This window comes from Pseudomonas monteilii, from assembly GCA_001534745.1.
GTDB lineage: Bacteria > Pseudomonadota > Gammaproteobacteria > Pseudomonadales > Pseudomonadaceae > Aquipseudomonas > Aquipseudomonas alabamensis.
Map to the genome: position 1 here is coordinate 2,147,753 of CP013997.1, position 23,905 is coordinate 2,171,657.

Genomic DNA, 23,905 nt, shown 5'->3' on the forward strand with positions numbered 1-23,905 from the left:
GATGAGAGAGGATTTGCTCAAAATTTTCGATAAATATGTTGTGAGAGGTAGCAGAAACTACGATCGATTAGAGAATTTGGTTTGTGGGAAAATACCGGAGTATGATCATGTTCACGATAAAGTGGAAGTCATAAGCGTAGATGCCAATAAGATTTTAGTTGTGATCGAAAAACTTAGAGGCTTGAAGCCTACATATAGATTGACCTTTTCTAAAAGGAACGGGGTATTCATGCTTTTGAAGCGTGATTTTAAGGATGAGGGGGAATGGTGTAGGACCTATGTCTGAAAAATTTAATTAGGTAATAATTTTCAAGTCTGATGCAACTAGAAATAAGTCTTCGATAGTTGGGCCCGCAGGGTGACGATGATTGCAGGAATTGGTTGGTCCGAACGGAACCTAGACTAGCGGTAAGCTTGAGGATGCCGCTGAATATCGATTAGGAGTTTTTGTGACAGATAAAGATTTTGTCAATGCAATTTATTCCGAGCTTTTCAAAGATAATTTTGCTTATTACAAAGAGCATCTTGCGCTACCTCCGAACGACAATGATGATCCATACAATTTAGCGAGAAAAGCAATGGTTTCTCTAAGCGAATCTCAAAAAATGGATATCATAAACTTTTTGAAGGTAGTGATTGCTGATAGTGTTTCCGTGGTTTTCGGAACCATAGATGGAGTCCATTTTCCTGGTGAGTTCGACGGTGATTTCGTTTTAAGTGTAGAGGGTGAAGAAATTCAAGGAGACTTGCAGGATATATTTATCGGTAAGGCGCAAGATGATGCGGCTCGAGAGTGAGCCTCTATTGCCTCGAGCGCTATTTACTTGCTCAGGCGTAAGAAAGTCCGCCTGCTAGGATCATTCACGGGGGTTGTATAAATTTATTTTCGTGGGGTAGATGGTGCTTAAAAACTACATCCTCACCATTTCAGAAGATTATCCAGAAAGTTATTGGCTGAAAATTAAAATACTTTCTGCAGAAGATCTTATTATCTTTAGTGGTGGTGCGCCTATAGAAAAATGTGTGAAGGTGAGGTTTGAGGCGGCAAAAAAAGTTAGCACGAAGAGATTGTTAACTTATGATTTTTTCTATGCTGACGGAGGTAAATTAATCTCCCCTAGGCTCTGCGAGCTTATGATGCGAGAAGACATCTCAGGTGTGCAATTTATAGATGCGGAATTGGTTGTAGGTGGTGAGGTACAGCTCGGCTACAAGCTACTCCATATTACGAAAATCGCACCAGCGTTCGATTTGGAGAAGTCTTTCAGTAGGCCATTGCTTAGCTATCTCCCAGAAGGGCCAAAATGGTTTGAAGTAATAGTGTTGAAAGAAAATTGCGAGCTGCCTAGTGATGTTGTAAGGGCTGAAGAGCAAGCAACGACTATTGTTGTTAATTCTCGAGTAAAATCTATTTTTGAAATTAACAACGTTCGAGGCGTAAGCTTTAGAGCTTGATGGCTTTGAATTGAAAGAGGCATGGTTGCCTGAACCTTTTCAAGAAAGGGAACACGATGGATTCAGTCAGTTTCATAAACGCAATTGATCTGACAGTCGTCAACGCTGCGGTGGAAGATGTAATTTCAGTATTGGAGTCACCGCCTGGAAGAAAGCCAGAGGATGGCTTGGCAAAGATGTCAGCGTTTTACAGAAGGCTAAACCCAGAAGAAAAAGCATTGGTAGAAAACCTCGTAAGATTCTCTGTGGAAGAGTCGATATTCGGGTTTCTTTGTGTATTGGACGGCGTAAGAGCCATCGAGAATGAGCCTGACAAAGGAGAGCTGGTCCTTACCTATAAAGCTGGCACAAGCACGCGGATCAATGGCAGCATGGACCTGCACGATATATTCAATGCCCGATGCTCCAACGGATGAACCAACAATAGATGCACATGACCGATACTTTGCGAGAGAGACAGAGGCAGGCAGTATTTCATCAAAAATAGTTGCGAGGAGTGACCCATGATTAAAGTAGAGGAGGTTAGCAACTGGGTGAACAGCAAGGAGTACAGGTGCCTGCTAAACTGCCTTGTTGAAAAATTAAGTCTGCAGATTAATGATGACGCCGTACCTGACATTCTTTTGCAATTCGATGCGGATAGCTTGAGTCTGTCAAGACTAGAGTTGGCTCAAATTTCCAACATCGCTGGAAAGACCGAGCTGGTATGCAATTATGTACGTGAGAAGCTAAAGTCTTTGGAGGGGACAGAGGATGAGCAGGAAGGGATGCACCCTGAAGACGAAAAAAGCGTGGTCATAGAAGAGCTTCCTTTTTATAAAAATTTTCTCAACGCCTATCTGATAGAGTTGCATTTTTTAATTTTTCATCCACATGGGCTAGAGCCTTATTTGAAATCAACTCGGATACCTAAAGCCAAAAAATACGCCAAGCTACTCAGCGATGCGTTTAGTGCTGCTAGCACGGATTGCGCTGATCAATGAAACGAACGTGATTTTAGGCTAGGCAGTACATTTACTTGGTACAACAATGATGGCGGAGATAGCGTCGTTAGAAGGTCTAAGATATTCAATAAAGCTCCATCCTAAAGACAATTTGCAGCGATAAATCGGCAATAATGCCTATAGCACAGACAATCTAGATACGTTGGTACCTTGGAAAACTGAAGCGTTCAACGCGTTCAGGTATACAGGCAGGATCCTAGCCAAGGTTCTTGAAGGGGGAAAAATGGCATCTGTGGAAGCTATCAGGCAGTGGATCAACAGCGAAATCTATGTGAATCTGCTGGAGCAATCGCGTAAACATCTAACCATCCACGTGGTCGAAGAGGATATTCCCGACGTAGTGTTGCAGTTTGATGCCGATAACTTAAAGTTGGCCAATTTAAGTATTTCCGCTATCGAAAATCTCGCTAAAAATCCCAGGCTGGTTTGTAACTACATCGCCAAAAAACTAAAGCTGCTTAGTGGGTCAGGTCATGAAGAGGAAGGCAAGCATCCTGAGGATGAAGAATCTGTTCTTATAGAGGAAATAGGATTTTACAGAAGTTTTATAAATTTATATCTGATCGAGCTGTATTTTTTGCAGTTTGACCAGGACGGTCTGGAAGCTTATTTGAAAGCTACCCGGGTGCCCGGAGCAAAAAAATATGGAGCTCAACTCAAGCTTATCTACTCCACTCTTATGTGAGAGAAGAATTTATCGAGTTGATTGAAAAAAATACAACGCAATGAAGGTGCTGAAGGTGAAGCAGACCACGATATTGATGTTCTGTGCAATAGCGTTGCAGATCCTCAGGCAGCTAATTATATCTTCCAGGAAGACCTAAGCGCTGAGGAAGTATCGGATAGGATATTGGATTATAGGACCATCCAACTATAACCAGTAGCCAAGATTGATCTTATTGTTTTCTGGATTTTGATCGTCAGCTATTGACCTGAGCCAGCAAATGCCGAGTGGGGATAATATTAAGAAATATAATCTATATGTCGAGCCTGTATTTCGCAAGCATATGATTGAGAAATTCGCTAGGCTTGAGGTAGAACTGTATACGCACATCAATAAAATAATTCAAAATTATTAGGGTTGGTTAGAGTGAAATGGTCTGAAGAAATGAAACGGGCTACGATGAGAAAGCTGAAGGAATATGATATATATTTCTCAGCGGATGAGGTCCCTCCGAATATTGTATTTCCCGACCAGTGGCGCAATTTTGGCCCGGCAAAAATTGGCGAATCCTCTGTTCCCGCTGAATGGGGTAATTATAGAAAGTGTCTGCCCTGGGTCTCTTGGTGGGTCGATAGCTGTGTGCTAGGTACGGTCTTGGCGATCAGTGATAGACCCTATTTGATGTATGTATACAGCAAGGATGGGAAATTTTATTACTATATGGGCGGAGAGCCCCTGCGTGCAGGTGATGTCAGGCTTGATAAGTATATTGGTTTTCCTGAAAGTTTGAAGAGGTTTTACTGTGAGCTGCACAATGGCTTTGGTTTTTATATAGGCTGCACCATGGGGCTGTCACAGGTTGAAGACTTTATTCCAATTAAAGATTTGTGTGATGACGAGTATCCAGACCTGCCTGACATGATGGCGATTTTTTCAAATGGTGCTGGGGATTATATGGCTTTAGGTGAAGGAGACGCCAGTGGCGAGGTATTTATATGGTGGCATGAAGAGCCAGATCAGCCCGAGCGGAATCTCAATTTATGGGAGTATATGGATTATTGGATGGCGATTGTTTTAGAAAATTCGGATGTCAATGATATTGTTGGTGAATGATTTTTGGCTTTTGAGATTTTTCAAAGGCTGTGAAATTATTTCGGTGGCGGGCCGCGGCGCTGAGTCTCTGTGTCCGGTCAGGACATCACTCCCTCGGACAAATTTCTGCCTAGCACGTGAACACGCTCAATCGCAATCACTTGCCGGTCGTTTTTTAACTGCATATGAGCAAGGAGGCAAGGTGAATCATGTTCGATGAAGCGGACATACGGCAGTCCTATTCAGATGTAGAGACGCACGCGGGTCACTACTTTTTTCAGCTGCATTTGGCTAAAACTTTTTATGAGTATTGTTTGAAGAGCACCGCAGACGTGGATTTGCTGGTGATCTCCGAAGCGATCGTCGACAGAGCGTTCGCCATGGACTTGATCCGCCAGGCCTCGGGCGACTTCAGTCAGGACAGGGTGTCGAGGTTCGACCTGAAGGCAAACCCCTATGGGTTCACACAGGCGTTGGTGTTGCCCAACACCTATCACGGCGCCTTCAAAGGTCGGTTCGACGCCAAGCGCGAACGCCTGTACCTCTGCGTGCCCATCCACCGCTGTGAATTCTCGGGTGATGAATCAGCGGATGAGTTCAAGGCCATGCTTGAGCGCACGGTATACCCGTTTCGCTGGAACAGGCCGGTGTCCCCCAAGATCAGGGTGTACTTCGACAATCCGATAACGGGCGCAGGCACGGATGAAGAAGGCGTACTGATGACGTACTCCACCATGCTGTCGGAGATCGGCAACCTGAACGGGGTCGTCAACGGCTTTATCGAGATCACGAACTACGCAGGCGAGGTCATCGAAGTGCTGTTCCCTGGGCAGAACCAGTTCACCCTGATCCGCCATCGTAGCGATGAGACAGCAGTAGCAGTGTCACTACCACAGTTGATGGACGCCTTGAACCGCTTCGTTTTCGATGGGCGGGCGAGGGCGCAGATGCGCTGGCGCGGATCTGTCGTTTGAGACGTGTCGATGATGGCGCACTGACGCAATGCATGAGCGCCTGCGTGTACCTATAAAGCAGGCTAAGGTACATGAGCCTACGCCGCAGGGCGTACCCTGGTAAGGAATACAGCATGACGTGGACTGAGTCGCAGAAGTCGGAGATGCTCGACAAATTGCAAGGATACGAGGTTTATTTCACGCCTGCCGATCTGACTTCCGGGTTTGAACTGCCTTTGGAGTGGCGTAACTTTGGTCCTGCAGATGGCGAGAAATCCTGCGTCCCTGCCGAGTGGGTCAAGTATGCTGACCTGCTGCCCTGGGTATGTGCCTGGATCGAACAGTGCGTGCTAGGGACCGTGATTGCGGTAAAGGACAAGCCCTACCTCATGTACGTTTATAGGGACCACGGGTTGGTGAGTTTCTATATGGGTGGGGTGCCTTTGGGGGCAAGTGACCTACAGCTCAATGAATATGCACACCTCCCAGAAAAATTGAAAGAATTTTACCGTGATCTACATGATGGCTTCGGGTTTTATATAGGGTGTACCATGGGGCCTTCCCAAGTTGAAGATTTTACCCCCATAAAAGATCTGTGTGATGAAGACTATTCGGATTTTCCTGATATGGTAAGCTTCTTCTCAAGCGGCGCTGGAGACTACCTAGCGTTAGGTAGGAAAGCGTGGGAGGGTGATTTCTTTATATGGTGGCACGAAAAGCCCGATGCTCCTGTTCGAAAAGACGACCTATGGGGAATCATGGATACATGGATGTCGATCTTTCTGGAAGATTCCGAGATGAATGGCTGTTAAGTGGGAGCTTTCAAAATCCATAAAAGCTTGTACGGACGACCATTGCCTGAAAACACGCCAGAGAGAAACTTGCTGGTGATCTTCGAAGACATCGTCGATAGAGCATAGGAAGTGATTTTTGCGGATAAAGGTATAGCTTACAATGGATACTATTAGCGACGTATTGAAAGGACTGAGCGCTGTACACGCCAAACATAAAATTTCTGGACGTTTTTTAGCGTCAGATGACGCATCGACTCGCTGGCCTCCAGCGCTTCCCTGTTCCGTTGAGCTTGAGGCTTTTTACAATCAAAGCGAGCCACATGGGGTTCAGATCGAAACCGGCCTTACGCCCTTGAAACTATTTGACGTCACAGCGCTTGAAAAGGCGCAGACTGGCTACCGATGGATTAACAACACAGGCGGGCTGGTCTTGAACGATGAGTGGCCAGCTCAAGACGTAGTCATAATGGATGATAGAGGTGGTGGCAAGCCAATCATAGCGGTTACTAATGTTAAAAACACCCCCGTGCTGGCGAGCTTCGATTGCGTGGAGCCATTCAAGATTGCTGACTCACTGGCCGACTTTATTTCGGCGCTGACCAAGTTAATCGATATTGTCTATGACGAATTTGATATTTTCGACATTTCGAATGACGACGGCATCAGCACTACGTTCATGGCCAGAGTGAATAGCGAAATCACTCCAATCTTGGGTGATGACAATAGAAGGCGGTTCGTGGATTATTTTTACGGTTAGCTTGGGCTGATTGGATCTTTGAATTGCAAATCATAGGGTGCTGAGGTGATCATGAAGACCTATCGCATAAGGGAAGTTCTCGAAAATCCTGACAAGGTACCCGAGGCTTGGTTCTTTCTGCCCAGTTCGAGCTGGACGCTGGACACACAAGGCGCTTTTTCTTTAGACAGTCGTGATTTTGAACCAGGCTCTACGGACTATCTTCCTCCTCAAGTAGCAAGTGAAGGGTGGATTGAAACCTTGGAGACTTCTATGATACAAGACGTGATTGAATATACAAATCAGCAACTCCCTGACGCTACCATCGACGACTATTTTATAGCCTTCAAATACTTCATTGAAAACGACGCATTTCTAGAGTTTTAAAATCTGTTGTCCAATAGAAAAGCAAATGTCCTCAGTGTAGGCGATTTATGACTTTAACAATAGGCTGCATTTTGAATGCCGAATTAGACAAGGCGTTAAAGCTTACGTCCTCAGCGTTCGAAAGGACCGTCATAACGAAAAAAGCTGCCATTCAAATACAAAAAAGCTCGTGTGGCTGATCCTTGCTCAAAGAGTAGAGCTAAATGGCAGATTGAATGCTGCAGGAAAGCGCAAGCGTCTTGAATAGCGCTGGGTGCTTAGACCTACTATAAGGTATGGGAGGTCACAGTCTTAGCTGGAGTAGAGCTATCTTTCTGGGCACATTGGTCGAGATGAAAAGGGTAGGGTTATGAGAGATAATGCCAGGTTTTGTCAAGGGGACTATTTCGCAATTCCTATGAAGGATGGGCGATTTGCTGTAGCCCAGATACTTTGGTTGGGCACTGATAGCATAGGTAACAAGTTTAGAAAAATTTTTGCTTTTGCTGTGAAATCAGTAAGCAATGATTTTAGAGTTTATGAAGACAAAGAATATTTGAGATTCAAAGATTGGAACGGTGAGGTTTCAGTTATATTTACTTCTGTAGAAAGCTTGGTGTCAGGGGGTTGGCCACGACTACAGGGTGGGGCTATTTCAGATGAAAAATATAAAGCATTAGAGTTCAATATGGCCGGGACCCTTTATCGAAAAGGGTTTCCGGTGCGGATTTTAGACATAAACGATTATAAAGATCATCTGCTGATGGGGGTGTCTGGTTATGCTTTGGTTGAGAATTACTTACAGCAATACTGATCTATACAGTGCTAGCATTCAACTTGTTGGCAATGTAATGGTTGAGTACGACAATAGTTATCGTGGAATCAATGGGCTTTAATCATTGGTGAAGTATATGGTAATGCCGGATTGCATATTTGCTAATAGGTAAATTTGCGCGCTATATCAAAGGGCTGAGTCGCGTTTATCCAGGCTTACTTAGGTGCCGCATTAAGCACTTGATCGAAATGAACAAATCCCTGTGTCCAGAAATGTGAAGCTAGGAGCCTGGCCGCGATGAGTAAAGATGAGCAGTTTATAAACGCAATCTCTTCTGAGTTGTTTGGGGAGCATTTTCGCCAGTACAAAGACTGGCTCACCAAGCCTGCCGATAATGACATAGACCCCTACGGCCTGGCGCGCAATGCGATGGCTTCGCTGAGCGATGCCCAGAAGATGGATATCATCAATTTTATGAAGGTCGTCATGGCAGACACCGCCTCTTCAATTTTTGGAGCTTTTGATGGCGTTCACTTTCCTAATGACCTCGACGGGGATTTCGTTTTGTTCCTAGATGGCGAGGAAATTCAGGGCGATCTACAAAGCTTATTTATCGATAAAGCCCAGCAAGAGGGGGCGTATGGATAATCCTTCATTGAAGGGTAGACAATGAACCTGATGTGCACGATTCATCACACAGAATCCGATAGGGCTAAACGACGGTTTACCCTTTATCAATATGCGCCGAGCAGTAATTCCTTGCATAGGGCAGGGGGCCTAAAAATAGAAAGGGCTGATATGTAAGCCTTTGCAAGATGTAGGAAGAATGTTTGCGGAGTATCAACTAGGAGCATATGTCATTCAATGATGCAAAAGGGTGGCTTGGAATTGTCTTCTAACTATATTTTTGTTAGCCGGTGTTTTTAAATGGAAGAAAATTTGATAGCCGCTTTGAAAGAGTCAATCTCCAATAGTCAGAGGATTAAGAGTCTCATCCTGCATAACATTGAGGCTACTGATAAAAAGGTTATTAGGTTAAACCTCGTTTATCTCACGTTCGATTTTTCATCCAAAACCATTTTGTTAGAATATTTTGTTGAAGATGATGAGTATCCGAATATTGAAATGAGCTTCTCTGATTTGGCGGCATTGCTGAAAAGCAAATAATTGACTGAGGCCGCAAGCGATCTTTATCGCTTTATTCGCGGGGTGAGAGCGATTGTTGTGTGCTCTAAATGTGATGTTCTTGCACTATCTTGATGTCGTGGGTAAAACACTAGGCACAGCTTTGCTCGATTAAAGCTTCCAGCGACAAATGCGAATATTGCTTAAGGGGTTCGGCGGCGATATCATCCATTCGACCAAAATATCCACAGACACGCTTTCGAGCAGACTGTGGGCACGCTTGAACGCAATCGTCCACCGGTCGATTTATCCAGCAACCGATCAGCAGGGAGGCAAGGTGAACCATGCTCCATGAAGCTGACATACGGCAGTCTTATTCAGATGTAGAGACGCACGCGGGTCATTACTTCTTTCAATTACGATTGGCCGAAACATTCGATGACCATTTGCCTGAAAAGCACGCCAGAGAGAGACTTGCTGGTGATCTCTGAAGCGATCGTCGACAGAGCGTTCGCCATGGACGTTATCCGCCAGGCCTCGGGCGATTTCAGCCAGGACAGGGTGTCGAGGTTTGACCTGACGGCAAACCCCTATGGGTTCACGCAGGCATTGGTGCTGCCCAATACCTATCACGGCGTCTTCAAAGGTCGGTTCGATGCCAAACGCGAACGCCTGTACCTCTGCGTGCCCATCCACCGCTGTGAATTCTCGGGTGACGAATCAGCGCATGAGTTCAAGGCCATGCTTGAGCGCACGGTATACCCGTTTCGCTGGAACAGGCCGGTGTCCCCCAAGATCAGGGTGTATTTCGACAATCCGGTAACGGGCGCAGGCACGGATGAACAAGGCGTACTGATGACGTACTCCACCCTGCTGTCGGAGATCGGCAACCTGAACGGGGTCGTCAGCGGCTTTATCGAGATCACGAACTACGCGGGCGAGGTCATCGAAGTGCTGTCCCCTGGACAGGACCAGTTCACTCTGATCCGCCATCGCAGCGATGAGACAGCAGTGTCACTACCACAGTTGATGGACGCCGTGAACCGCTTCGTTTTCGATGGGCAGGCGAGGGCACAGATGCATTGGCATGGATCTGTCGTTTGAAGCGTGTAGAGGACGCGATGCACGGTTGCCTGCGTGTAGCCATTCAGCAGGCCACTGTGCATGAGCCCAGGCCCGCCGAGCATACCCTTGCAAGGATTACAGCATGACATGGACTGAATCACAGAAGCTGGAGATCCTCGATGAATTGAAGGAGTACGAGGTCTACTTCACGCCTGCCGACCTGCCTTATGGACTTGAGCTGCCTGAACAGTGGCGCGGTTTTGGCCCCGCGGATGGCGAGAAATCCTGTGTACCCACCGAGTGGGCCAACTATGCCGAACAGCTGCCCTGGGTATGTGGCTGGATCGAGCAATGCGTGCTAGGGACCGTGGTTGCGGTAAAAGACCAGCCTTACCTCATGTACGTTTACAGCAAGGAAGACGAGCTGTATTTTTACAGAGGTGGTGTGCCATTAGGAGCAGGTAATACGAAGCTCAATAAATGCGCCCATCTTCCACAGCAGTTGAAGGATTTTTACCGAGATCTGCACGATGGCTTTGGATTTTACATAGGCTGCACGATGGGGCCTTCTCACGTCGAGGATTTTGTCCCTATAAAAGACCTGTGTGATGAGGACTATCCGGGTTTTCCAGATATGGTGAGTTTCTTCTCGAGCGGCGCGGGGGATTACTTGGCACTGGGCGAAGGGGCTTGGGCGGGCGTGTTCTTCATGTGGTTTCACGAAGAACCCGATACACCAACGCGAAACGAGGATGTGTGGGGGGTAATGGATGCATGGATGTCGATTTTTCTGGAAGACTCCGAGATGAATGCGCTGTCCAGGCAGTAATCATGAATCTCACGAAAGCGTGTATCGACAGGCGCTGCCGAATTTTCGCCGCTGCTGTAAGGACTCGCCTCTTCACTGAACTATGCCGCTCACGACGAACAGCGTAAACCGTTCATGATCTCTCGAAACGCATTGCTCAAGACTTACGACAGTGTCGAGGTATTGGCTGGAAACGTATATTTTTCCAGGATGAAATGCAGCCGCATACGTATAATTATTGGTTGTGTGCTTTCGGGGAAAAGGATTTGATTGTCGTCTCCCAGGACCACGTGATCACCTCGCTGGCTCTGGATGTCATTGCCTCGGCTTCCGCAGGGTGTGTGGCGTCTTCGACACCGACGATTGTCGACCTCAAAACATCGGCAAGTACCTTCACGCACCTCATGATTGTGCCCTCTCACTACCACGGTTACCTCAAGGGCGTTGACGGTGTCGACAGACGCGCGCTTTACTGGTGTGTGCCAATCCATCGGTGCGAATTTTCAGGGTCTGAATCCGAGGATGATTTCAGGGAAATACGCTTTCATTATGTGCCAGTATTGGATTGGAAGAGAAAAGCGCATCCTAAGTTGCTTGTCTACTTTGACAACCCTGAAACGGATGGGGGCACAGATGAGGCGGGTGCGTTTCACCAGTGGTCAGAGCTTTTGCAGGAGATCAGTGAGCTCAATGGTGTGACGAATGGGTTCATTGAGATTACAAACTATCAGGGCCAGGTAATGGAAGTCCTTTCTCCCGCGCAGGATGTCTTTTTACTGATGCGGAATGGAAAAGATGAGGAATATCTTGAATTCCCTTTACTTGTCGAGGCACTGACCCGATTCGCATTCGGTGAATGAGACAATTCGTGGGCACGGGTAATGGGCCGCGAGAGCATCCAGACCTTCCTGGGCCCAGTGAGGACCCAAACCGTCGGCTGCATGCGCATGCGCATGCGCTGTGGCGCAAACGCTGCGCGAAAGCTGTCTGAATGAGCAAGGAGGCACGCATGAAATGGTCTGAAGCAATGAAGCAAGCCATCGTCGAAGAGCTTAAGGAATACGAGGTCTACTTCTCCTTGGAAGAGGTGCCTGAAACCCTATCCTTTCCTAAACAATGGCTGAACTTTGGTCCTGCCGAGTCGGGCAAACGCTGCACGCCTGACGCATGGCGTCATTACGCTGAATGGCTGCCCTGGGTATCGACGTGGGTCGATAATTGCGTACTGGGGACGGTATTGGCGGTACGCGACAAGCCCTTTCTCATGTATGTGTTCAGCGGCGAGGGCAATCTGTATTTCTACATGGGTGGAGCGCCTTTGGGGGAAGGAAGCACTGCGCTCGAGGGGCGAGAGGGGTTTCCCGATAGCCTGAAAAAATTCTATGGCGAGCTGCACAACGGGTTCGGGTTCTATATCGGCTGCACGATGGGGCCGTCCCAGGTCGAACAGTTCGTTTCGATCAAGGATTTGTGCGACGAGGACTATCCAGATCTGCCTGACATGACGGCGATCTTTTCGAGTGGCGCTGGAGACTACCTGGCGCTGGGTGAAGGCGCTGCGAGCGGTGAGGTCTTCATCTGGTGGCATGAAAAGCCCGACGAGCCTGCACGCGATCTCGATTTGTGGGCTTACATGGATTCGTGGATGTCGATTTTCCTAGAGGACTCAGACGTATGTGTTACTGGGCAAGAAGGCGGTTCAAGAACCGAACCCCGAATCCATTCAGGAGGATAAATGGCACTAGTGGATAAGGTACTTCAACGCGTCGGCGAGGCTTTTCCGGGGCGAAGCGTTTTTTTCGACCCATCGGATGTGCCTGCGGACATTGAAGTCCCAGCGGCCTGGAGTGGCTTTGGGCTTTGTCATTCAGGTACGCCCAATTACCCGAAAGCATGGAACCAGTTTGTCGATGAGTTTCCTTCTGTAGTCGAGATTCACACCGAATGCCTTCTGGGGACGGCACTGCTGGTCGGTGAAGAACTGGAATTGCTGTATGTTTTTCATAATGCCAGTGGCCTTTACTATTATCTGGGTGGTGCACCCGTTGAGCCAAGTCTGTGTGAAACAGATCACTTCAGGAATCTTCCGGAAAAACTTCAAGCCTTTTACACGCACTTGCATGACGGGTATACGTTTTTCCCCGCTCGATCAATGGGCCCTCGGAAGCTGAGCGACATGATTTACGTGTCCGAACTCGTCGACGAAGAGGATGTCTCGTTTGCTGAACACTGGCTCACGGTGTTCTCCAGCGGAGGCGGAGACTTCGTTGCGCTGGATACCAAGTGCCCGAAAGGCTCTGAAGGGTTGGTGTGGTGGCATGAAGACCCCGAAGCGCCCGAGTTGGAGATCGATGTGTTTGAGGTCATGGACGCCTGGATGGCAATCTTTCTGGAAGAGACGGTGCTGCGAGACGAAGCCCTGGTGAAGCTGTCTTGACACCCTATGCACGTTTGAGCGCCGTGCCCCGCAGCGCTCATGCATGACGTGCCGCCCTGGTGCGTCAGCTCATGCCCTTTGAGTGGCATTTTTTGCAAGGAATACATCGTGACATGGACTGAATCACAGAAGCTGGAAATCCTCGAAGAATTGAAGGAGTACGAGGTCTATTTCACGCCTGCCGACCTGCCTTCTGGACTTAAGCTGCCTGAACAGTGGCGCGGTTTTGGCCCTGCGGATGGCGAGAAGTCCTGTGTACCCACCGAGTGGGCCAACTATGCCGAACAGTTGCCCTGGGTGTGTGGCTGGATCGATCAGTGTGTCTCAGGAACTGTGCTTGCAGTAAAAGACAGGCCTTATCTGATGTACGTCTACAGGGAAGCGGGGCAGCTGAATTTCTACATGGGGGGAGCACCACTGGGGGCTGACAGCGCCAGAATCGACGGATTTGCCCATGTTCCGGAAAAGCTGAAATGTTTTTACCGTGATCTGCACGATGGCTTCGGATTTTATATCGGGTGCACCATGGGGCCTTCACATGTCGAAGATTTTGTTCCTATAAAGGATCTGTGTGATGAAGATTATCCTGGTCTTCCCGACATGATGAGTATCTTCTCGAGCGGCGCTGGCGATTATCTGGCGCTGGGCGAGGAGGCTTGGGAGGGGCAGGTCTTTATCTGGTGGCACGAAAAACCGGATGAGCCCTCTCCGGAAAAGAACGTGTGGGACATCATGGATGCGTGGATGTCGATCTTCCTGGAGTGTTCTGATGGGAATGGGTTGTTCGAGGATTGACTTCATTCCTAGTTAGGTAAGGGTATCTCGAGACGGTATGGGTCCTGCTACGCCCGTGCCTCTTCTATTGCTCAGCGCCTACAGCCATCGGCATTCCGTGACGACCCAGGCGTTGCTGGAATTAATGCAGGTGAGGTTGGACTAAGTTAGTCAACGTCTCGATGAATCTGGGGCCTGCCTGAACGGGTTAGAATTGAAGCGCGCCCAGCGCTCGACACGCAGCCTCCTGATAAACGCACTTATCGACACGCACGACGACAAGGAACCTCACATGCCATGGACTGACGCCCAGAAGGCTCGCATCGCCGCCAAACTGAACGCGCACGACCTCTATTTTTTACCCGCCGAGGTGCCACTCACGGTTAATGTTCCGGAGGCGTGGCGTCATTTCGGCCCAATGGACGCCGACAGGACATGCATTCCGTTAGCCTGGCGCCACTTCACCCAGCGCCTGCCCTGGGTAGGTGAATGGGTGCACGACTGTGTGCTGGGAACGCTCCTGGCAGTCGGTGATCGGCCTTATCTCGTCTACGTCTATGACAGTAACGACGACCTCTACCTGTACCTGGGCGGCGCCCCACTGGGTCCTGACAGCCAGGCCTTCGAAAAACATCCTGAAATTCCAGGCCACGTCATCGAGTTCTACACAAGGTTGCACGATGGATTCGGGTTCTACATTGGCGGCGACATGGGGCCGTCTCCGGTCGAGGCGTTCGTTTCGATCAAGGACATGTGCGACGACGACTACCCAGGCCTCCCTGACATGACAGCGATCTTCTCGAGCGGCGCGGGGGATTATCTGGCGGTAGGGCAGGGTGCCTGGAAAGGTGAAGCCTTCATCTGGTGGCATGAAGAGCCCGATACACCGACATGCGACATCGATCTCTGGGTCTACATGGACGCATGGATGTCGATCTTTTTGGAGGATTCGACGTTGAACGCATTCGCCCAGCGCTGATGTCCTGGAGAGCCGACGCTGATTGGCGCTTGTCACTCTCATACGTCGCACAGCGCCCTTACTAACCCTGCTAGCGCGACACCCCCGGCACCGCCGAATCCACCGCCTCCAACCCCAACCACCCCGCCATCCGCTCCAGTTCGGCCCGCAGCGCCTCCACGACCGGTTCACCCGCACCCGGCTCCAGACTGGCCTGACGCACCACCAGCCGACCCTCCTGACGCATCGCCTTCAAATCCACCCTCGCCACCAACGCCCCGTCCAGCATGAACGGCAGAACGTAATAGCCATGCTCCCGCTGGTGCGCAGGCGTGTAGATCTCGAGCCGGTAGCGAAAGTCGAACAGGCGCTCCGTACGCTCGCGCTGCCAGATCAGCGGGTCGAACGGCGAGAGCAGTGCCGTGCCGCCCAGTCGTCGACCCAGGCGGGCGTCGCGGTGCAGATAGGCCTGCTGGCGCCAGCCCTGGACGCGGACCGGGATCAGCGTCCCGTCTTCGACCAGTTGCGCAAGAGGAGTGGGCATGTCGGCGGCGGGCAGGCGGAAGTAGTCGCGCATATCGCCTGCGGTGGCTACCCCGAGGGCCTGGGCAGCGCGTGCCAGCAGGGCGCGGTGGGCCGCTTCGGCAGAGGGTGTGGGCGTTTCGAGGATCGCTCGGGGCAGCACGCGCTCGGGGAGGTCGTAGACCCGCTCGAAGTTGCCGCGGCGATGGGAGGCGGCCACCAGGCCGGCCCAGAACAGCCACTCCAGGGCATGCTTGGTGGCGCTCCACGCCCACATGCCCGTGGAGCGTGCGGTGGCACTGGCCAGGGCCGAAGCGGCGAGCGGCCCGTGGGTCGCGATGTGGGCGAGCAGGGCCTCGGCCTCGCTGCGTCGCTCGGCGGCAAAGGGCTGGAGCGGCCGCCAGATGCCTTGGCCTGCCCGTGCACGCGCCATTCGCCAGCGCAGCAGCGGGTGGCACTCGACCGGCAGGAGCGAGGCCTCGTGCCCCCAGTACTCGAAGAAGCGCTTGGGCCGCTCGACCATGAAGCGGTCCAGGTCGGTGCGTGCGTAGGCGCCCAGGCGCGAGTACAACGGCAGGTAGTGCGCACGGGCCAGGACGTTGACGCTGTCGATCTGCAGCAGCCCCAGCTGACGGATGACACGCCGCAGCCGCGCCGGGTCGGGCACACGGTCGCGGTCACCGGCCTTGTTGAAGCCTTGGGCCGTCAGCGCGAGGCGCCGTGCGTCGGCCTGGGACAGCGTGATCAGGCGCGGCCTCCCGCCAGCGAGGCGATGAATGCACGCAGGTCGGCCAGCATGAGCGCCGGCTGCTCCAGGGCGGCGAAGTGGCCGCCCTTGGGCGGCGTGCTGTAGTGGACGACGTTGTAGGTCTGTTCGGCGAGCGAGCGTGGCGTGGGCAGGAACACGGGGTCGGGGAACGCCGCGATACCCACTGGCGTGTTCACCCGCGTACCGGCGGCGAACTGCGTCGATCCTTCTTCCTGCTGGCCCTGATAGATCCACTGGGCGGTCACCACTGCGGGCGTGGCCAGGTAGAGCATGATGTTGGTCAGCAGCGTGTCTTCGTCGAACTGCGCCCACAGGTCCGGGCTGCCGTCGTCCCGTGTGGGCAGGTCCGCCCATTGGCCGAACTTCTCCAGGATCCAGGCCGCCGCCCCGATCGGGCTGTCGGCCAGGGCGACGCCCAGGGTCTGCGGGCGTGTGCGCTGCTCGTGGCTGTAGCCGGACTCCCGGTCCAGCAGCGCCTCGCGACGGGCCAGCAGGTCTTGCGCTTCGGGCGTGGTGGGGGTGGTGCCCTGCGCCAGGATGTTCACCATGTTCAGGTGTATGCCGAGCAGGGCATCCGGGCGGTCGTGGGCCATCCAGCTGGCGATGTGCGCGCCCCAGTCACCGCCCTGGACGACGTAGCGGGTGCTGCCGAACAGCTGCTGCATCAACGCATGCAGCCGTTCGCCGGCCTGGCGCGGGCCGACCAGGTCGGCGATGGGCGTGGAGAAGGCGAACCCTGGCAGCGACGGCACGACCACATCGTGGCCGTCCGCCGCGAGCGGCGCGATCAGCGCTTCGAATTCGATGAACGAACCCGGCCAGCCATGCAGCAGCAACACCGGTGGTTTGCGCCCATCGCCCCGAGCGTGGATGAAGTGGAGCGGTTCGCCGGCCACCTCGGTGATGAAGTGGGGCAGGGCGTTGAGTCGCCGCTCCACGGCGCGCCAGTCGAAGCGCGTCAGCCAGTGCTCCACCAGACGGCGCAGATCGGCCTTGCCGACGCCCGATCGCCAGCCACCCGTGTCGGGCAGCCGATCCCAGTCGAACTGGGCCACTTTCTGCTGGAGGGCGGTCAACCGCGCGTCCGGTACCGAGATCGTGAAAGGCTTCATCCTGTGCGCTCCTGTGGCCAGAACCGTTTGGAACGTCACCACGGTCACAAAATTCCAGAGAGCGCCGCTCGACGCGCCCTGCCAACGCTAGAACGTGCCGGTCAGGGGGAACTCCACGGCCAGGCGGATCTGGTCGGCGTCCAGCTCGGCCTGGGCAGCGTTGCCGCGGTGGACGTTGTGGCGTACCGAGAAGGTCGTGCCCTTGGCCTTGCCGCTCTGGATGACGTACTTGGCTTCCAGGTCGCGTTCCCAGTGCTTGCCGCCCTGGCCATAGCCCAGGTACGCATAGCCCCCACGAGGATCGGCCTGGCGGCCATCGATGTCGAAACCGCGCACGTAGGCGGCCGAGAGGCTGAGGCCCGGTACGCCGTAGGTCGCCAGGTTCAGGTCGTAGCGGGCCTGCCAGGACTTCTCGTGGGGGGCATTGAAGTCCGACAGCTGCACTGCGTTGCTCAGGAAGATCGCGCCTCGGGTCACGTAGTCGAACGGCGTGTCGCCATCGACCTGCTGCCAGCCCAGGCTAACGGTGTGCGGCCCCTGGCTGTAGCGCGAGATCAGGCTCCAGGTGGTGTTGTCGATGCGCCCGGACAAGGCGCGGCCGGTATCGGTGGTGCGGTACAGGTTCAGGTCCAGGCTGAGGCTGCGCTGGTCATCGAACGCGTGGGCGAAGGTGCTGCCCAGGTAGTGCTGGTTCCAGGTGTCTTCGTAGCGTGAGGTGTACAGGCTGCCGGTGAACGCGCTCGAGGGGGCCCAGACCAGCCCCATCACGTCGACGCTGTCGCCCTGGCGGCCATTGGAGTAGTTCACCACGAAGCCCCGGTCATGGCTGCTGGCGTTGCGGTCGGTGCTTTCGGTGAAGTGGCCGGCGACCAGCGTCAGCGTGTCGATGTCCTTGCTGGTGAGGAACCAGCCGGTGGCGGTTTCCGGCAGCAGGCGGCTGTCGGAGGAGCTGAACACCGGCGTCTTGACCCGCTGTTCGCCGTACGCCAGCACCGTGTCGGCCATGCGCAGCTTGAGCGCCGCGCCGCCGCGGCCGTAGCTCGATTTCGGGTGGCCTTCGTTGTCCAGGCCCAGTAGGCGAGCCTTGCCGGCACGACCGCCACCGCTGTCCAGGCGCACGCCCAGGTAGGCATGGGCGTCCACACCGACACCGATCAGGCCGGGGGTGAAGCCGGACTGGAAGGTGCCCATCAGCCCGTAGGCCCATTCCTCGGCCTTGCCGTTGCGTGCGGCACGCGGCTTGTAGGCATTGCGCGCCGCGCCGTTGCGCCCGCCGTGGCGGTAGTCGCGCTGGTCGAAGACGGAGCGGTTGAGCACGCCCCAGCGGCTGTCTTCGAGAAAGCCGTTGGCGTTCGATTGCGCGGAGTCGGCGCTGGCCAGGGGGCTGGCCAGCATGACCAGCCCGAAGGAGCAGGTCGTCAGAGAAGTCTTCACGGAGCGTGGCCTATACGTTGAGCGGAGCGGGCGAAGGACGGGGTGAGGCGGCAGCGCTGGCGCAGGCAGGCGTGGGGGCCTGTACGCCCAGGCGAATGCGCTGGTCCGAGACGGCTTCGATCAGGGCTTCGTCGTGGCTGACCAGCAGCACGGCGGTGCCCTGTTCCCGTGCGGTCTCGACCAGCAGCGTCAGCATCTCCTGCTGGGTGATCAGGTCCAGGCGCGAACTGGGTTCGTCAGCGAAGATGAACACCGGATCGAGCAGCAGCACCCGCAGCAGCGAGAAGCGTTGCAGCTCGCCGCCCGAGACGTTGCCCGGCAGACGGTTCAGCAGCGCAGGCTCCAGGCGCAGTCGCGTCAGAAGCGGGCCGATGCGGTTCGCGTCGAGCCGGTGCAGCTTGACCAGATCGTTCAGGTTGCGCGCCAGCGTCACCGTCGGCGGAAAGGCCGCGACCGGGTCCTGGAACAGCTTCTGATAGGCCACGCGCGGTGTGCCGGGCTGTCGCTCGATACGGCCTTGCTGGGCCTCCATCAGCCCGAGGATGACGTCGCCCAGGGTGGACTTGCCGCACCCGGACGGCCCGGTGACGCCGACGATCTCGCCCGCCCGCACCTTGAAATCGAGGTGGCTGAACAGCGTCTGCCCGCCACGGCTGACCGACAGGTCGCGAACACGCACCACCGGTTCGCCGCCAAGGGGCCGAGGCGCCGGGGCCGGCCAGCGCGCGGGGTCGGCATTCAGCAGGCGCTGGGTGTAAGGGTGCTGGGGATGGTCGAGGACCTCCTCGGCCAGGCCGCTTTCGACGATCCTGCCCTTGAGCATGATCATCACCTTGCCGCCCAGGCGGCGGGCGACGTCCATGTCGTGGGTGATGATCAGCAGCGCACCGCCGTCCTCGAGGCCGGCCTTGAGCAGGCTGATGACCTCGCCGATGCGGGCGCTGTCCAGGCCCTTGGTCGGCTCGTCCGCCACCATCACCTTGGCGCCGCCGGCATGGGTGGCCGCGAACGCCAGGCGCTGGGCCATGCCGCCGGAGAGCTGGAAGGGGTAGCGGTCCTGGGTGTGGGCCAGGCCCAGGCGATCGAGGTCCCGGGTCGCCTGGGCGCGGGCCTGGTCGGGCGGTGTCCCGACGACGTATTGGTAGGTTTCCGAGACCTGGGCCTGGGCGCGCATGGTCGGGTCCAGGCTCAGCCAGGGTTCCTGGGGCAGCACGGCGATTTCCCGGCCCCACAGGGCCTGGCGACCCGTGTCCTGGCCGTCTTCGGCGAACCCGCTGCCGAACGCGACCTGGCCCCGGGCATGCAGGCCGGCCGGCAGGTTGCCGACCACGCCCTGGGCGAACAGGCTTTTGCCAGAACCGGTTTCGCCGATGATGCTCAGCACCTCTCCGGGGAACAGTTCGATCGACAGGGGCTCCACCAGTTGGGCGTGGGCGGTGCGGATTTCCAGTGCATGGGTATTCAGGAGCGGTTTCACGCTTTACGCCCTCCAGCGATCAACATGAGCGACAGCACGATGAGGAAGATGACCAGGATCGGCAGGGCGATGATGGACGGGGCCTCGGCGAAGTAGGGCAGCAGTTCGGTGATCATCAGGCCTAGCTCCGCGGTGGGCGGGCGCACGCCGACGCTGATGAACCCCAGCGCGGCGATGGCCATGATCGCCGACGCTGCGCCGAAGGCTGCGAGGGTCAGGATCACCGGGGCCAGTTCCGGCCACAGGTGACGGCGGATGATGTACGCCGGCCCGAAGCCCAGCAGCCGCGTGGCGGTCACCGCCGGCGAGGCCAGCACGGTGCGCGACAGGGCCCGGGTCATGCGGAAGTACTCGATCCACAGCACTAGGGCGACCGCGCCGTACAGCGCGATGAACGAGCCTGGCAGGATGGCCACCACCAGCAGCACCAGCAGCAGCCCCGGCAGCGCCAGGAACATCTCGGCCACCAGGCCGAGGCACTTGTCGGTCAGGCCGCCTTTCCAGGCGGCGAGGATGCCCAGCAGCACGCCTGGCACGGCGGCGGTGAGCACGCTGACCACGGCCAGCCCCAGGGACAGACGCACGGCCGAGGCCAGGCGGGCGAGCATGTCGCGCCCCAGGTGATCGGTGCCCAGCGGGTGGGCGGCCGATGGCAGCGAGAGGATGGCGTTGTAGTCCTGCCGGCCGATGTCCAGGCCCCGGAGCAGTGGCACCAGCACGGCCAGGGTCACCAGCAGGGCCAGCAGGGCGTAGCCGAGCAGGCGCGGCAGGTGGCGCGGCGCTGGCGCCGCGTCGGCGATGGCGAGTTCGAGGTTCATGCGTCTTTCCTGCGCGGGTCGATGAAGTGGTTGGCCAGGTCGACCGCGGTGTTGAGCAACACGAACATCAGGCCCATCGCCAGGGCCGTGCCCTGGACCATGGGCAGGTCGCGCTGGACGATGGCATGCACCAGCCCATGGCCGATGCCTGGCCAGGCGAACAGCGTCTCGACCACCACCACGCCTTCGATCAGGTACACCAGTTGCACGCCGAGGTAGGTGACCACCGGCACGCCGATGTTGCGCAGCCCGTGACGCTGGAACACTCGCGCCCCGCTCAGGCCCTTGAGCCGGCCGAAGGCATAGAACGGCGAGGCCGCGACCTTGAGCGTGGCGTCCCGCGCCACCCGCGACGACACCGCCGCCAGGCCCAGGGCCAGGGTCAGGGTCGGCAGCACGCTGTGCGCCCAGGTACCGTGACCGGCCGACGGCAGCAGGGCCAGCGACACGGCGAAGACCAGCACCAGCACCACGCCCAGGACGAAGTGCGGAACGGCGCGGGTGGCCGTGCTCAGCAGCAACAGCCCCTTGTCGAGCCAACCCCCGGGACGCAGGCCGGCCAGCACGCCCAGCGGCGGGCCGATCAGCAAGGACAGCAGCACCGCGCCCAGCGCCAGGCGTACCGAGCTGCCCAGTTCGTGGCGAACCACCTCGGCCACCGGGGTGCCGGAGACCAGCGAGGTGTCCAGGTCGAAAATCAGCACGTCGCCCATCCAGCCAACGAAGCGCCACAGCACCGGCTGATCGAGCTGGAGCTCGGCGCGCACGGCCTCTGCCGCCGCCCCGTTGACCATGTCGTAGCCGTAGCGGCCGGCGGCGATGCGGTAGGCGGCATCGCCCGGCAGCAGGCTCATCAGCAGGAAGGTGAGGGCGCCGACCAGCAGCGCCACCATCAGGGCCTGGAAGAGACGAAACCCCAGCAATCGGATCATTGGGCCCACCGCATCGTGCTCAGGCCGAAGGTGCGCTCGAACGGGTCGATGGCCGCGCCTTCCACGTCCTTGGACACGGCGATGGACTGGCGGTACCAGGCCACCGGAATGAGCGGCAGCTCGCTTTGCACCTGCGCCAGCATCTGGTGACGCAAGGCCTGCTGCTCGGCGGGCGTCTTGCTGTTCAGCAGCGCGGTCATGGCCTGGTCGAAGGCGGGGTTCTTCCAGCCCAACGGGCCCCATTCGGCGCCGCCATGGCCGAAGTCGCCGTACAGGGTCACCAGCGGGTCCGGCACCAGGGCGTAATTGCGCGAGAACAGCGCCAGTTGCAGGCTGCCGTCGTGATAGGCCGCCGGAATGGCGCTGAGGTTCTCCACCGCCACCTCGACCTCCACGCCCACCTCCTTGAGCTGGGCCTGCAAGGCGGTGGCGATCAGCGCCAGTTCAGGGCGATCGCCGAAGGTCAGCAGCTTGAGGTGCAGACGCTCGCCGTTCTTTTCCAGGATGCCGTCGGAGCCGGGAGTCCAACCTTGGGTCTTGAGCAAGGCCTTGGCCGCCTCGGGGTCATGGTGCAACGGGGGCAGGCTGGGGTCGTGCCAGGCCGTGACGTTGGCGGCGAACATCTGCGTGGCGGCGGTGCCCGGGGCGCGCAACACGGCTGCTGCGATGCCCTCGCGCTGCATCGCCAGGCTCAGGGCGCGACGCACCTCGACGGAGCCCGTGGCACCTGCGCCTGCGTTGACCGCCAGCATCACCACCCGGGGCACCGGGCCGGTCAGCACCTGCACGTTCTGCGCACGGGACAGCCGGGCGATGCTGGGTGGATCGAGCTGGAAGACCAGCTCGGCGCCACCGCTTTCAGCCATCAGCGTACGCGTCTCGCCACGGCCCGCGCCCAGGTAGGTGGCCTTCTCGATCACCGGCCGGGCACCCCAGTACTGCTCGAAGCGCTCGGTCTTCAGGCGTTGCGGCGGCTCGATCAGGGTGGCGCGGTAGGGGCCGGTGGCGATGATCGCTTTCACCGCGTCCTGGGCATCGTAGGCGGCCGGCGCCAGGATGCTGGTGGAGGAGTGGGCCAACAGCGACAGCAGGGGCGCAAAGGGCTGGTCGAGCTGGATGACCACGTCAGCACCCTCGGCGGTGATGGCACTGATCGCCGCATTGCGCAGGATGCCGGGCTTGCTGCGCGCCACGTTCAGGGCATGGGCGGCGGCAGCGGCGGTCAGGGCGCTGCCGTCATGGAAGGTGACGCCCTGACGCAGCGTCAGGTGCCAGGTCTTGCCATCCTCGGACACCCGCCAGCGCTCGGCCAAAGCCGGGATCGGCTGCCCGTCGGCATCGGCTTCGAGCAGGGTTTCGGTGACTTGCATGCGCTGGAAGATGAAACCGGACACCGAGGGGTCCAGGCCGACGATCTCGAACGGCGCCACGACGTCGAAGACGCGGTCTTCGGCGACCACGGAGGCGGACGAGACGGCGGCCCAGGCGGCGAACGAGGCCGCGAGCAGGTTCAGGCGGAGCTTGGTGACCACGGGGAGGCATTCCTTCTGGTTGACGACCGAGGGCAAGGTCGGCGTCGCCCGCGAAGCGCGCGGTAGGGCCGTCCCTGCCACCGAGGATGAACAATCGTTCATCGAATGAAGAGGTTGGCCATGATATGTAATGTGATTATATAACGTCTATATCTGAAACACATTGTTACATCCGTCCGAAACGCGCCCCAAAACGGATCGCGGCCAGCCCGATGAGGCGTGACAAGGGGTGACAGGTGAACAACCCCGGGGAAACACTGGCCAGCCGCCACTGTCCATCTTCAGACAAGCCACCTTGACCTG

At 56.0% G+C, this 23,905-nt stretch carries 25 protein-coding genes and 2 pseudogenes; 18 read left to right on the forward strand and 9 right to left on the reverse strand.

The genetic code is table 11. The features are described 5' to 3' along the window. Position 1 precedes the first annotated feature (1 nt). Positions 2-286, forward strand: a complete 285-nt coding sequence (locus APT63_09345; GenBank protein ID AMA45816.1) for a hypothetical protein — start codon at positions 2-4, stop codon at positions 284-286. Between the two features lie 163 nt (positions 287-449). Next, complete coding sequence (locus APT63_09350; protein ID AMA45817.1) at positions 450-797, forward strand: hypothetical protein; 348 nt, start codon at positions 450-452, stop codon at positions 795-797. Positions 798-1,652: 855 nt separating this feature from the next. Here the strand turns inward: APT63_09350 and APT63_09355 are convergent. After that, complete coding sequence (locus tag APT63_09355; GenBank protein ID AMA45818.1) at positions 1,653-1,838, reverse strand: hypothetical protein; 186 nt, start codon at positions 1,836-1,838, stop codon at positions 1,653-1,655. Between the two features lie 120 nt (positions 1,839-1,958). Between APT63_09355 and APT63_09360 the strand changes: the two genes are divergently transcribed. From APT63_09360 to APT63_09420, 13 genes and pseudogenes are all read left to right on the forward strand, one after another. Further along, positions 1,959-2,438 (forward strand): hypothetical protein, encoded by a 480-nt coding sequence (locus tag APT63_09360; protein AMA45819.1) that lies wholly within the window; start codon positions 1,959-1,961, stop codon positions 2,436-2,438. Positions 2,439-2,682: 244 nt separating this feature from the next. Continuing rightward, positions 2,683-3,144, forward strand: coding sequence for a hypothetical protein (locus APT63_09365; GenBank protein ID AMA45820.1), 462 nt, complete (start codon positions 2,683-2,685; stop codon positions 3,142-3,144). A 660-nt stretch (positions 3,145-3,804) separates the two neighbouring features. Continuing rightward, on the forward strand, positions 3,805-4,236 hold the full coding sequence (locus tag APT63_09370; protein ID AMA45821.1) for a hypothetical protein: 432 nt from the start codon (positions 3,805-3,807) through the stop codon (positions 4,234-4,236). A 188-nt stretch (positions 4,237-4,424) separates the two neighbouring features. Beyond that, positions 4,425-5,189 (forward strand): hypothetical protein, encoded by a 765-nt coding sequence (locus APT63_09375; GenBank protein AMA45822.1) that lies wholly within the window; start codon positions 4,425-4,427, stop codon positions 5,187-5,189. Positions 5,190-5,302: 113 nt separating this feature from the next. Further along, complete coding sequence (locus APT63_09380) at positions 5,303-5,980, forward strand: hypothetical protein (protein ID AMA45823.1); 678 nt, start codon at positions 5,303-5,305, stop codon at positions 5,978-5,980. Between the two features lie 313 nt (positions 5,981-6,293). Then, positions 6,294-6,719, forward strand: a complete 426-nt coding sequence (locus tag APT63_09385) for a hypothetical protein (protein AMA47843.1) — start codon at positions 6,294-6,296, stop codon at positions 6,717-6,719. 51 nt (positions 6,720-6,770) lie between these two features. Further along, positions 6,771-7,085, forward strand: coding sequence for a hypothetical protein (locus APT63_09390; GenBank protein AMA45824.1), 315 nt, complete (start codon positions 6,771-6,773; stop codon positions 7,083-7,085). 1,051 nt (positions 7,086-8,136) lie between these two features. Continuing rightward, positions 8,137-8,487 carry a hypothetical protein gene (locus APT63_09395; GenBank protein AMA45825.1) on the forward strand — a complete coding sequence of 117 codons (351 nt, stop codon included), beginning with the start codon at positions 8,137-8,139 and terminating at the stop codon, positions 8,485-8,487. Positions 8,488-8,766: 279 nt separating this feature from the next. Further along, a complete protein-coding gene (locus tag APT63_09400) occupies positions 8,767-9,006 on the forward strand; it encodes a hypothetical protein (protein ID AMA45826.1) in 240 nt (79 codons plus the stop codon). Between the two features lie 396 nt (positions 9,007-9,402). Further along, positions 9,403-10,068, forward strand: a complete 666-nt coding sequence (locus APT63_09405) for a hypothetical protein (GenBank protein ID AMA45827.1) — start codon at positions 9,403-9,405, stop codon at positions 10,066-10,068. A gap of 103 nt (positions 10,069-10,171) precedes the next feature. Beyond that, positions 10,172-10,858: a hypothetical protein gene (locus tag APT63_09410; GenBank protein AMA45828.1), complete on the forward strand. Its 687-nt coding sequence runs from the start codon at positions 10,172-10,174 to the stop codon at positions 10,856-10,858. Between the two features lie 114 nt (positions 10,859-10,972). Further along, positions 10,973-11,697: pseudogene (locus APT63_09415) on the forward strand (hypothetical protein). A gap of 149 nt (positions 11,698-11,846) precedes the next feature. After that, positions 11,847-12,572, forward strand: a complete 726-nt coding sequence (locus APT63_09420) for a hypothetical protein (protein ID AMA45829.1) — start codon at positions 11,847-11,849, stop codon at positions 12,570-12,572. Between the two features lie 132 nt (positions 12,573-12,704). Here APT63_09420 and APT63_09425 read toward each other — a convergent pair whose 3' ends face one another. Beyond that, entirely contained in the window at positions 12,705-12,959 is a 255-nt protein-coding gene (locus APT63_09425; GenBank protein AMA45830.1) for a hypothetical protein, read from the reverse strand. A gap of 30 nt (positions 12,960-12,989) precedes the next feature. On the opposite strand from APT63_09425, the gene APT63_09430 reads away from it, so the two are divergent. The 3 genes from APT63_09430 to APT63_09440 all read left to right on the forward strand — a co-directional run bounded on the left by APT63_09430 (position 12,990) and on the right by APT63_09440 (position 15,027). After that, the gene (locus APT63_09430; protein AMA45831.1) at positions 12,990-13,274 is read left to right on the forward strand and encodes a hypothetical protein; all 285 of its coding nucleotides are present in this window, start codon (positions 12,990-12,992) and stop codon (positions 13,272-13,274) included. A 108-nt stretch (positions 13,275-13,382) separates the two neighbouring features. After that, complete coding sequence (locus tag APT63_09435) at positions 13,383-14,069, forward strand: hypothetical protein (GenBank protein ID AMA45832.1); 687 nt, start codon at positions 13,383-13,385, stop codon at positions 14,067-14,069. A gap of 271 nt (positions 14,070-14,340) precedes the next feature. After that, positions 14,341-15,027 (forward strand): hypothetical protein, encoded by a 687-nt coding sequence (locus tag APT63_09440; protein ID AMA45833.1) that lies wholly within the window; start codon positions 14,341-14,343, stop codon positions 15,025-15,027. A gap of 70 nt (positions 15,028-15,097) precedes the next feature. Here the strand turns inward: APT63_09440 and APT63_09445 are convergent, their stop codons facing one another. From APT63_09445 to APT63_09475, 7 genes and pseudogenes are all read right to left on the reverse strand, one after another. Then, the gene (locus tag APT63_09445; protein ID AMA47844.1) at positions 15,098-16,276 is read right to left on the reverse strand and encodes a cytoplasmic protein; all 1,179 of its coding nucleotides are present in this window, start codon (positions 16,274-16,276) and stop codon (positions 15,098-15,100) included. Beyond that, positions 16,273-17,409: an epoxide hydrolase gene (locus APT63_09450; GenBank protein AMA45834.1), complete on the reverse strand. Its 1,137-nt coding sequence runs from the start codon at positions 17,407-17,409 to the stop codon at positions 16,273-16,275. Before APT63_09450 ends, APT63_09445 begins: the two co-directional genes overlap by 4 nt. A gap of 87 nt (positions 17,410-17,496) precedes the next feature. Continuing rightward, positions 17,497-18,804, reverse strand: coding sequence for a porin (locus APT63_09455; protein AMA45835.1), 1,308 nt, complete (start codon positions 18,802-18,804; stop codon positions 17,497-17,499). A gap of 124 nt (positions 18,805-18,928) precedes the next feature. Beyond that, positions 18,929-20,320 (reverse strand): annotated as a pseudogene (locus tag APT63_09460) (ABC transporter ATP-binding protein). Further along, on the reverse strand, positions 20,317-21,138 hold the full coding sequence (locus APT63_09465; GenBank protein ID AMA45836.1) for an ABC transporter permease: 822 nt from the start codon (positions 21,136-21,138) through the stop codon (positions 20,317-20,319). Before APT63_09465 ends, APT63_09460 begins: the two are co-directional and overlap by 4 nt. After that, positions 21,135-22,070 (reverse strand): ABC transporter permease, encoded by a 936-nt coding sequence (locus tag APT63_09470; protein ID AMA45837.1) that lies wholly within the window; start codon positions 22,068-22,070, stop codon positions 21,135-21,137. The genes APT63_09465 and APT63_09470 overlap by 4 nt, the downstream gene beginning before the upstream one ends. Next, on the reverse strand, positions 22,067-23,584 hold the full coding sequence (locus APT63_09475; protein ID AMA47845.1) for an ABC transporter substrate-binding protein: 1,518 nt from the start codon (positions 23,582-23,584) through the stop codon (positions 22,067-22,069). Before APT63_09475 ends, APT63_09470 begins: the two co-directional genes overlap by 4 nt. Positions 23,585-23,905 lie beyond the last annotated feature (321 nt).

Excerpts from the sequence above, each read along its gene's own strand:
- APT63_09345 (AMA45816.1), top strand. The coding sequence starts at position 2 with ATGAGAGAGGATTTGCTCAAAATTTTCGATAAATATGTTGTGAGAGGT.
- APT63_09405 (AMA45827.1), top strand. The coding sequence starts at position 9,403 with ATGACCATTTGCCTGAAAAGCACGCCAGAGAGAGACTTGCTGGTGATC.
- APT63_09425 (AMA45830.1), bottom strand. The coding sequence starts at position 12,959 with ATGCAAGTGCGTGTAAAAGGCTTGAAGTTTTTCCGGAAGATTCCTGAA.
- APT63_09420 (AMA45829.1), top strand. The coding sequence starts at position 11,847 with ATGAAATGGTCTGAAGCAATGAAGCAAGCCATCGTCGAAGAGCTTAAG.
- APT63_09400 (AMA45826.1), top strand. The coding sequence starts at position 8,767 with ATGGAAGAAAATTTGATAGCCGCTTTGAAAGAGTCAATCTCCAATAGT.
- APT63_09450 (AMA45834.1), bottom strand. The coding sequence starts at position 17,409 with ATGAAGCCTTTCACGATCTCGGTACCGGACGCGCGGTTGACCGCCCTC.
- APT63_09470 (AMA45837.1), bottom strand. The coding sequence starts at position 22,070 with ATGATCCGATTGCTGGGGTTTCGTCTCTTCCAGGCCCTGATGGTGGCG.
- APT63_09410 (AMA45828.1), top strand. The coding sequence starts at position 10,172 with ATGACATGGACTGAATCACAGAAGCTGGAGATCCTCGATGAATTGAAG.
- APT63_09440 (AMA45833.1), top strand. The coding sequence starts at position 14,341 with ATGCCATGGACTGACGCCCAGAAGGCTCGCATCGCCGCCAAACTGAAC.
- APT63_09375 (AMA45822.1), top strand. The coding sequence starts at position 4,425 with ATGTTCGATGAAGCGGACATACGGCAGTCCTATTCAGATGTAGAGACG.
- APT63_09455 (AMA45835.1), bottom strand. The coding sequence starts at position 18,804 with ATGCTGGCCAGCCCCCTGGCCAGCGCCGACTCCGCGCAATCGAACGCC.
- APT63_09430 (AMA45831.1), top strand. The coding sequence starts at position 12,990 with ATGGGCCCTCGGAAGCTGAGCGACATGATTTACGTGTCCGAACTCGTC.
- APT63_09370 (AMA45821.1), top strand. The coding sequence starts at position 3,805 with ATGTATGTATACAGCAAGGATGGGAAATTTTATTACTATATGGGCGGA.
- APT63_09395 (AMA45825.1), top strand. The coding sequence starts at position 8,137 with ATGAGTAAAGATGAGCAGTTTATAAACGCAATCTCTTCTGAGTTGTTT.
- APT63_09360 (AMA45819.1), top strand. The coding sequence starts at position 1,959 with ATGATTAAAGTAGAGGAGGTTAGCAACTGGGTGAACAGCAAGGAGTAC.
- APT63_09365 (AMA45820.1), top strand. The coding sequence starts at position 2,683 with ATGGCATCTGTGGAAGCTATCAGGCAGTGGATCAACAGCGAAATCTAT.
- APT63_09465 (AMA45836.1), bottom strand. The coding sequence starts at position 21,138 with ATGAACCTCGAACTCGCCATCGCCGACGCGGCGCCAGCGCCGCGCCAC.
- APT63_09380 (AMA45823.1), top strand. The coding sequence starts at position 5,303 with ATGACGTGGACTGAGTCGCAGAAGTCGGAGATGCTCGACAAATTGCAA.
- APT63_09390 (AMA45824.1), top strand. The coding sequence starts at position 6,771 with ATGAAGACCTATCGCATAAGGGAAGTTCTCGAAAATCCTGACAAGGTA.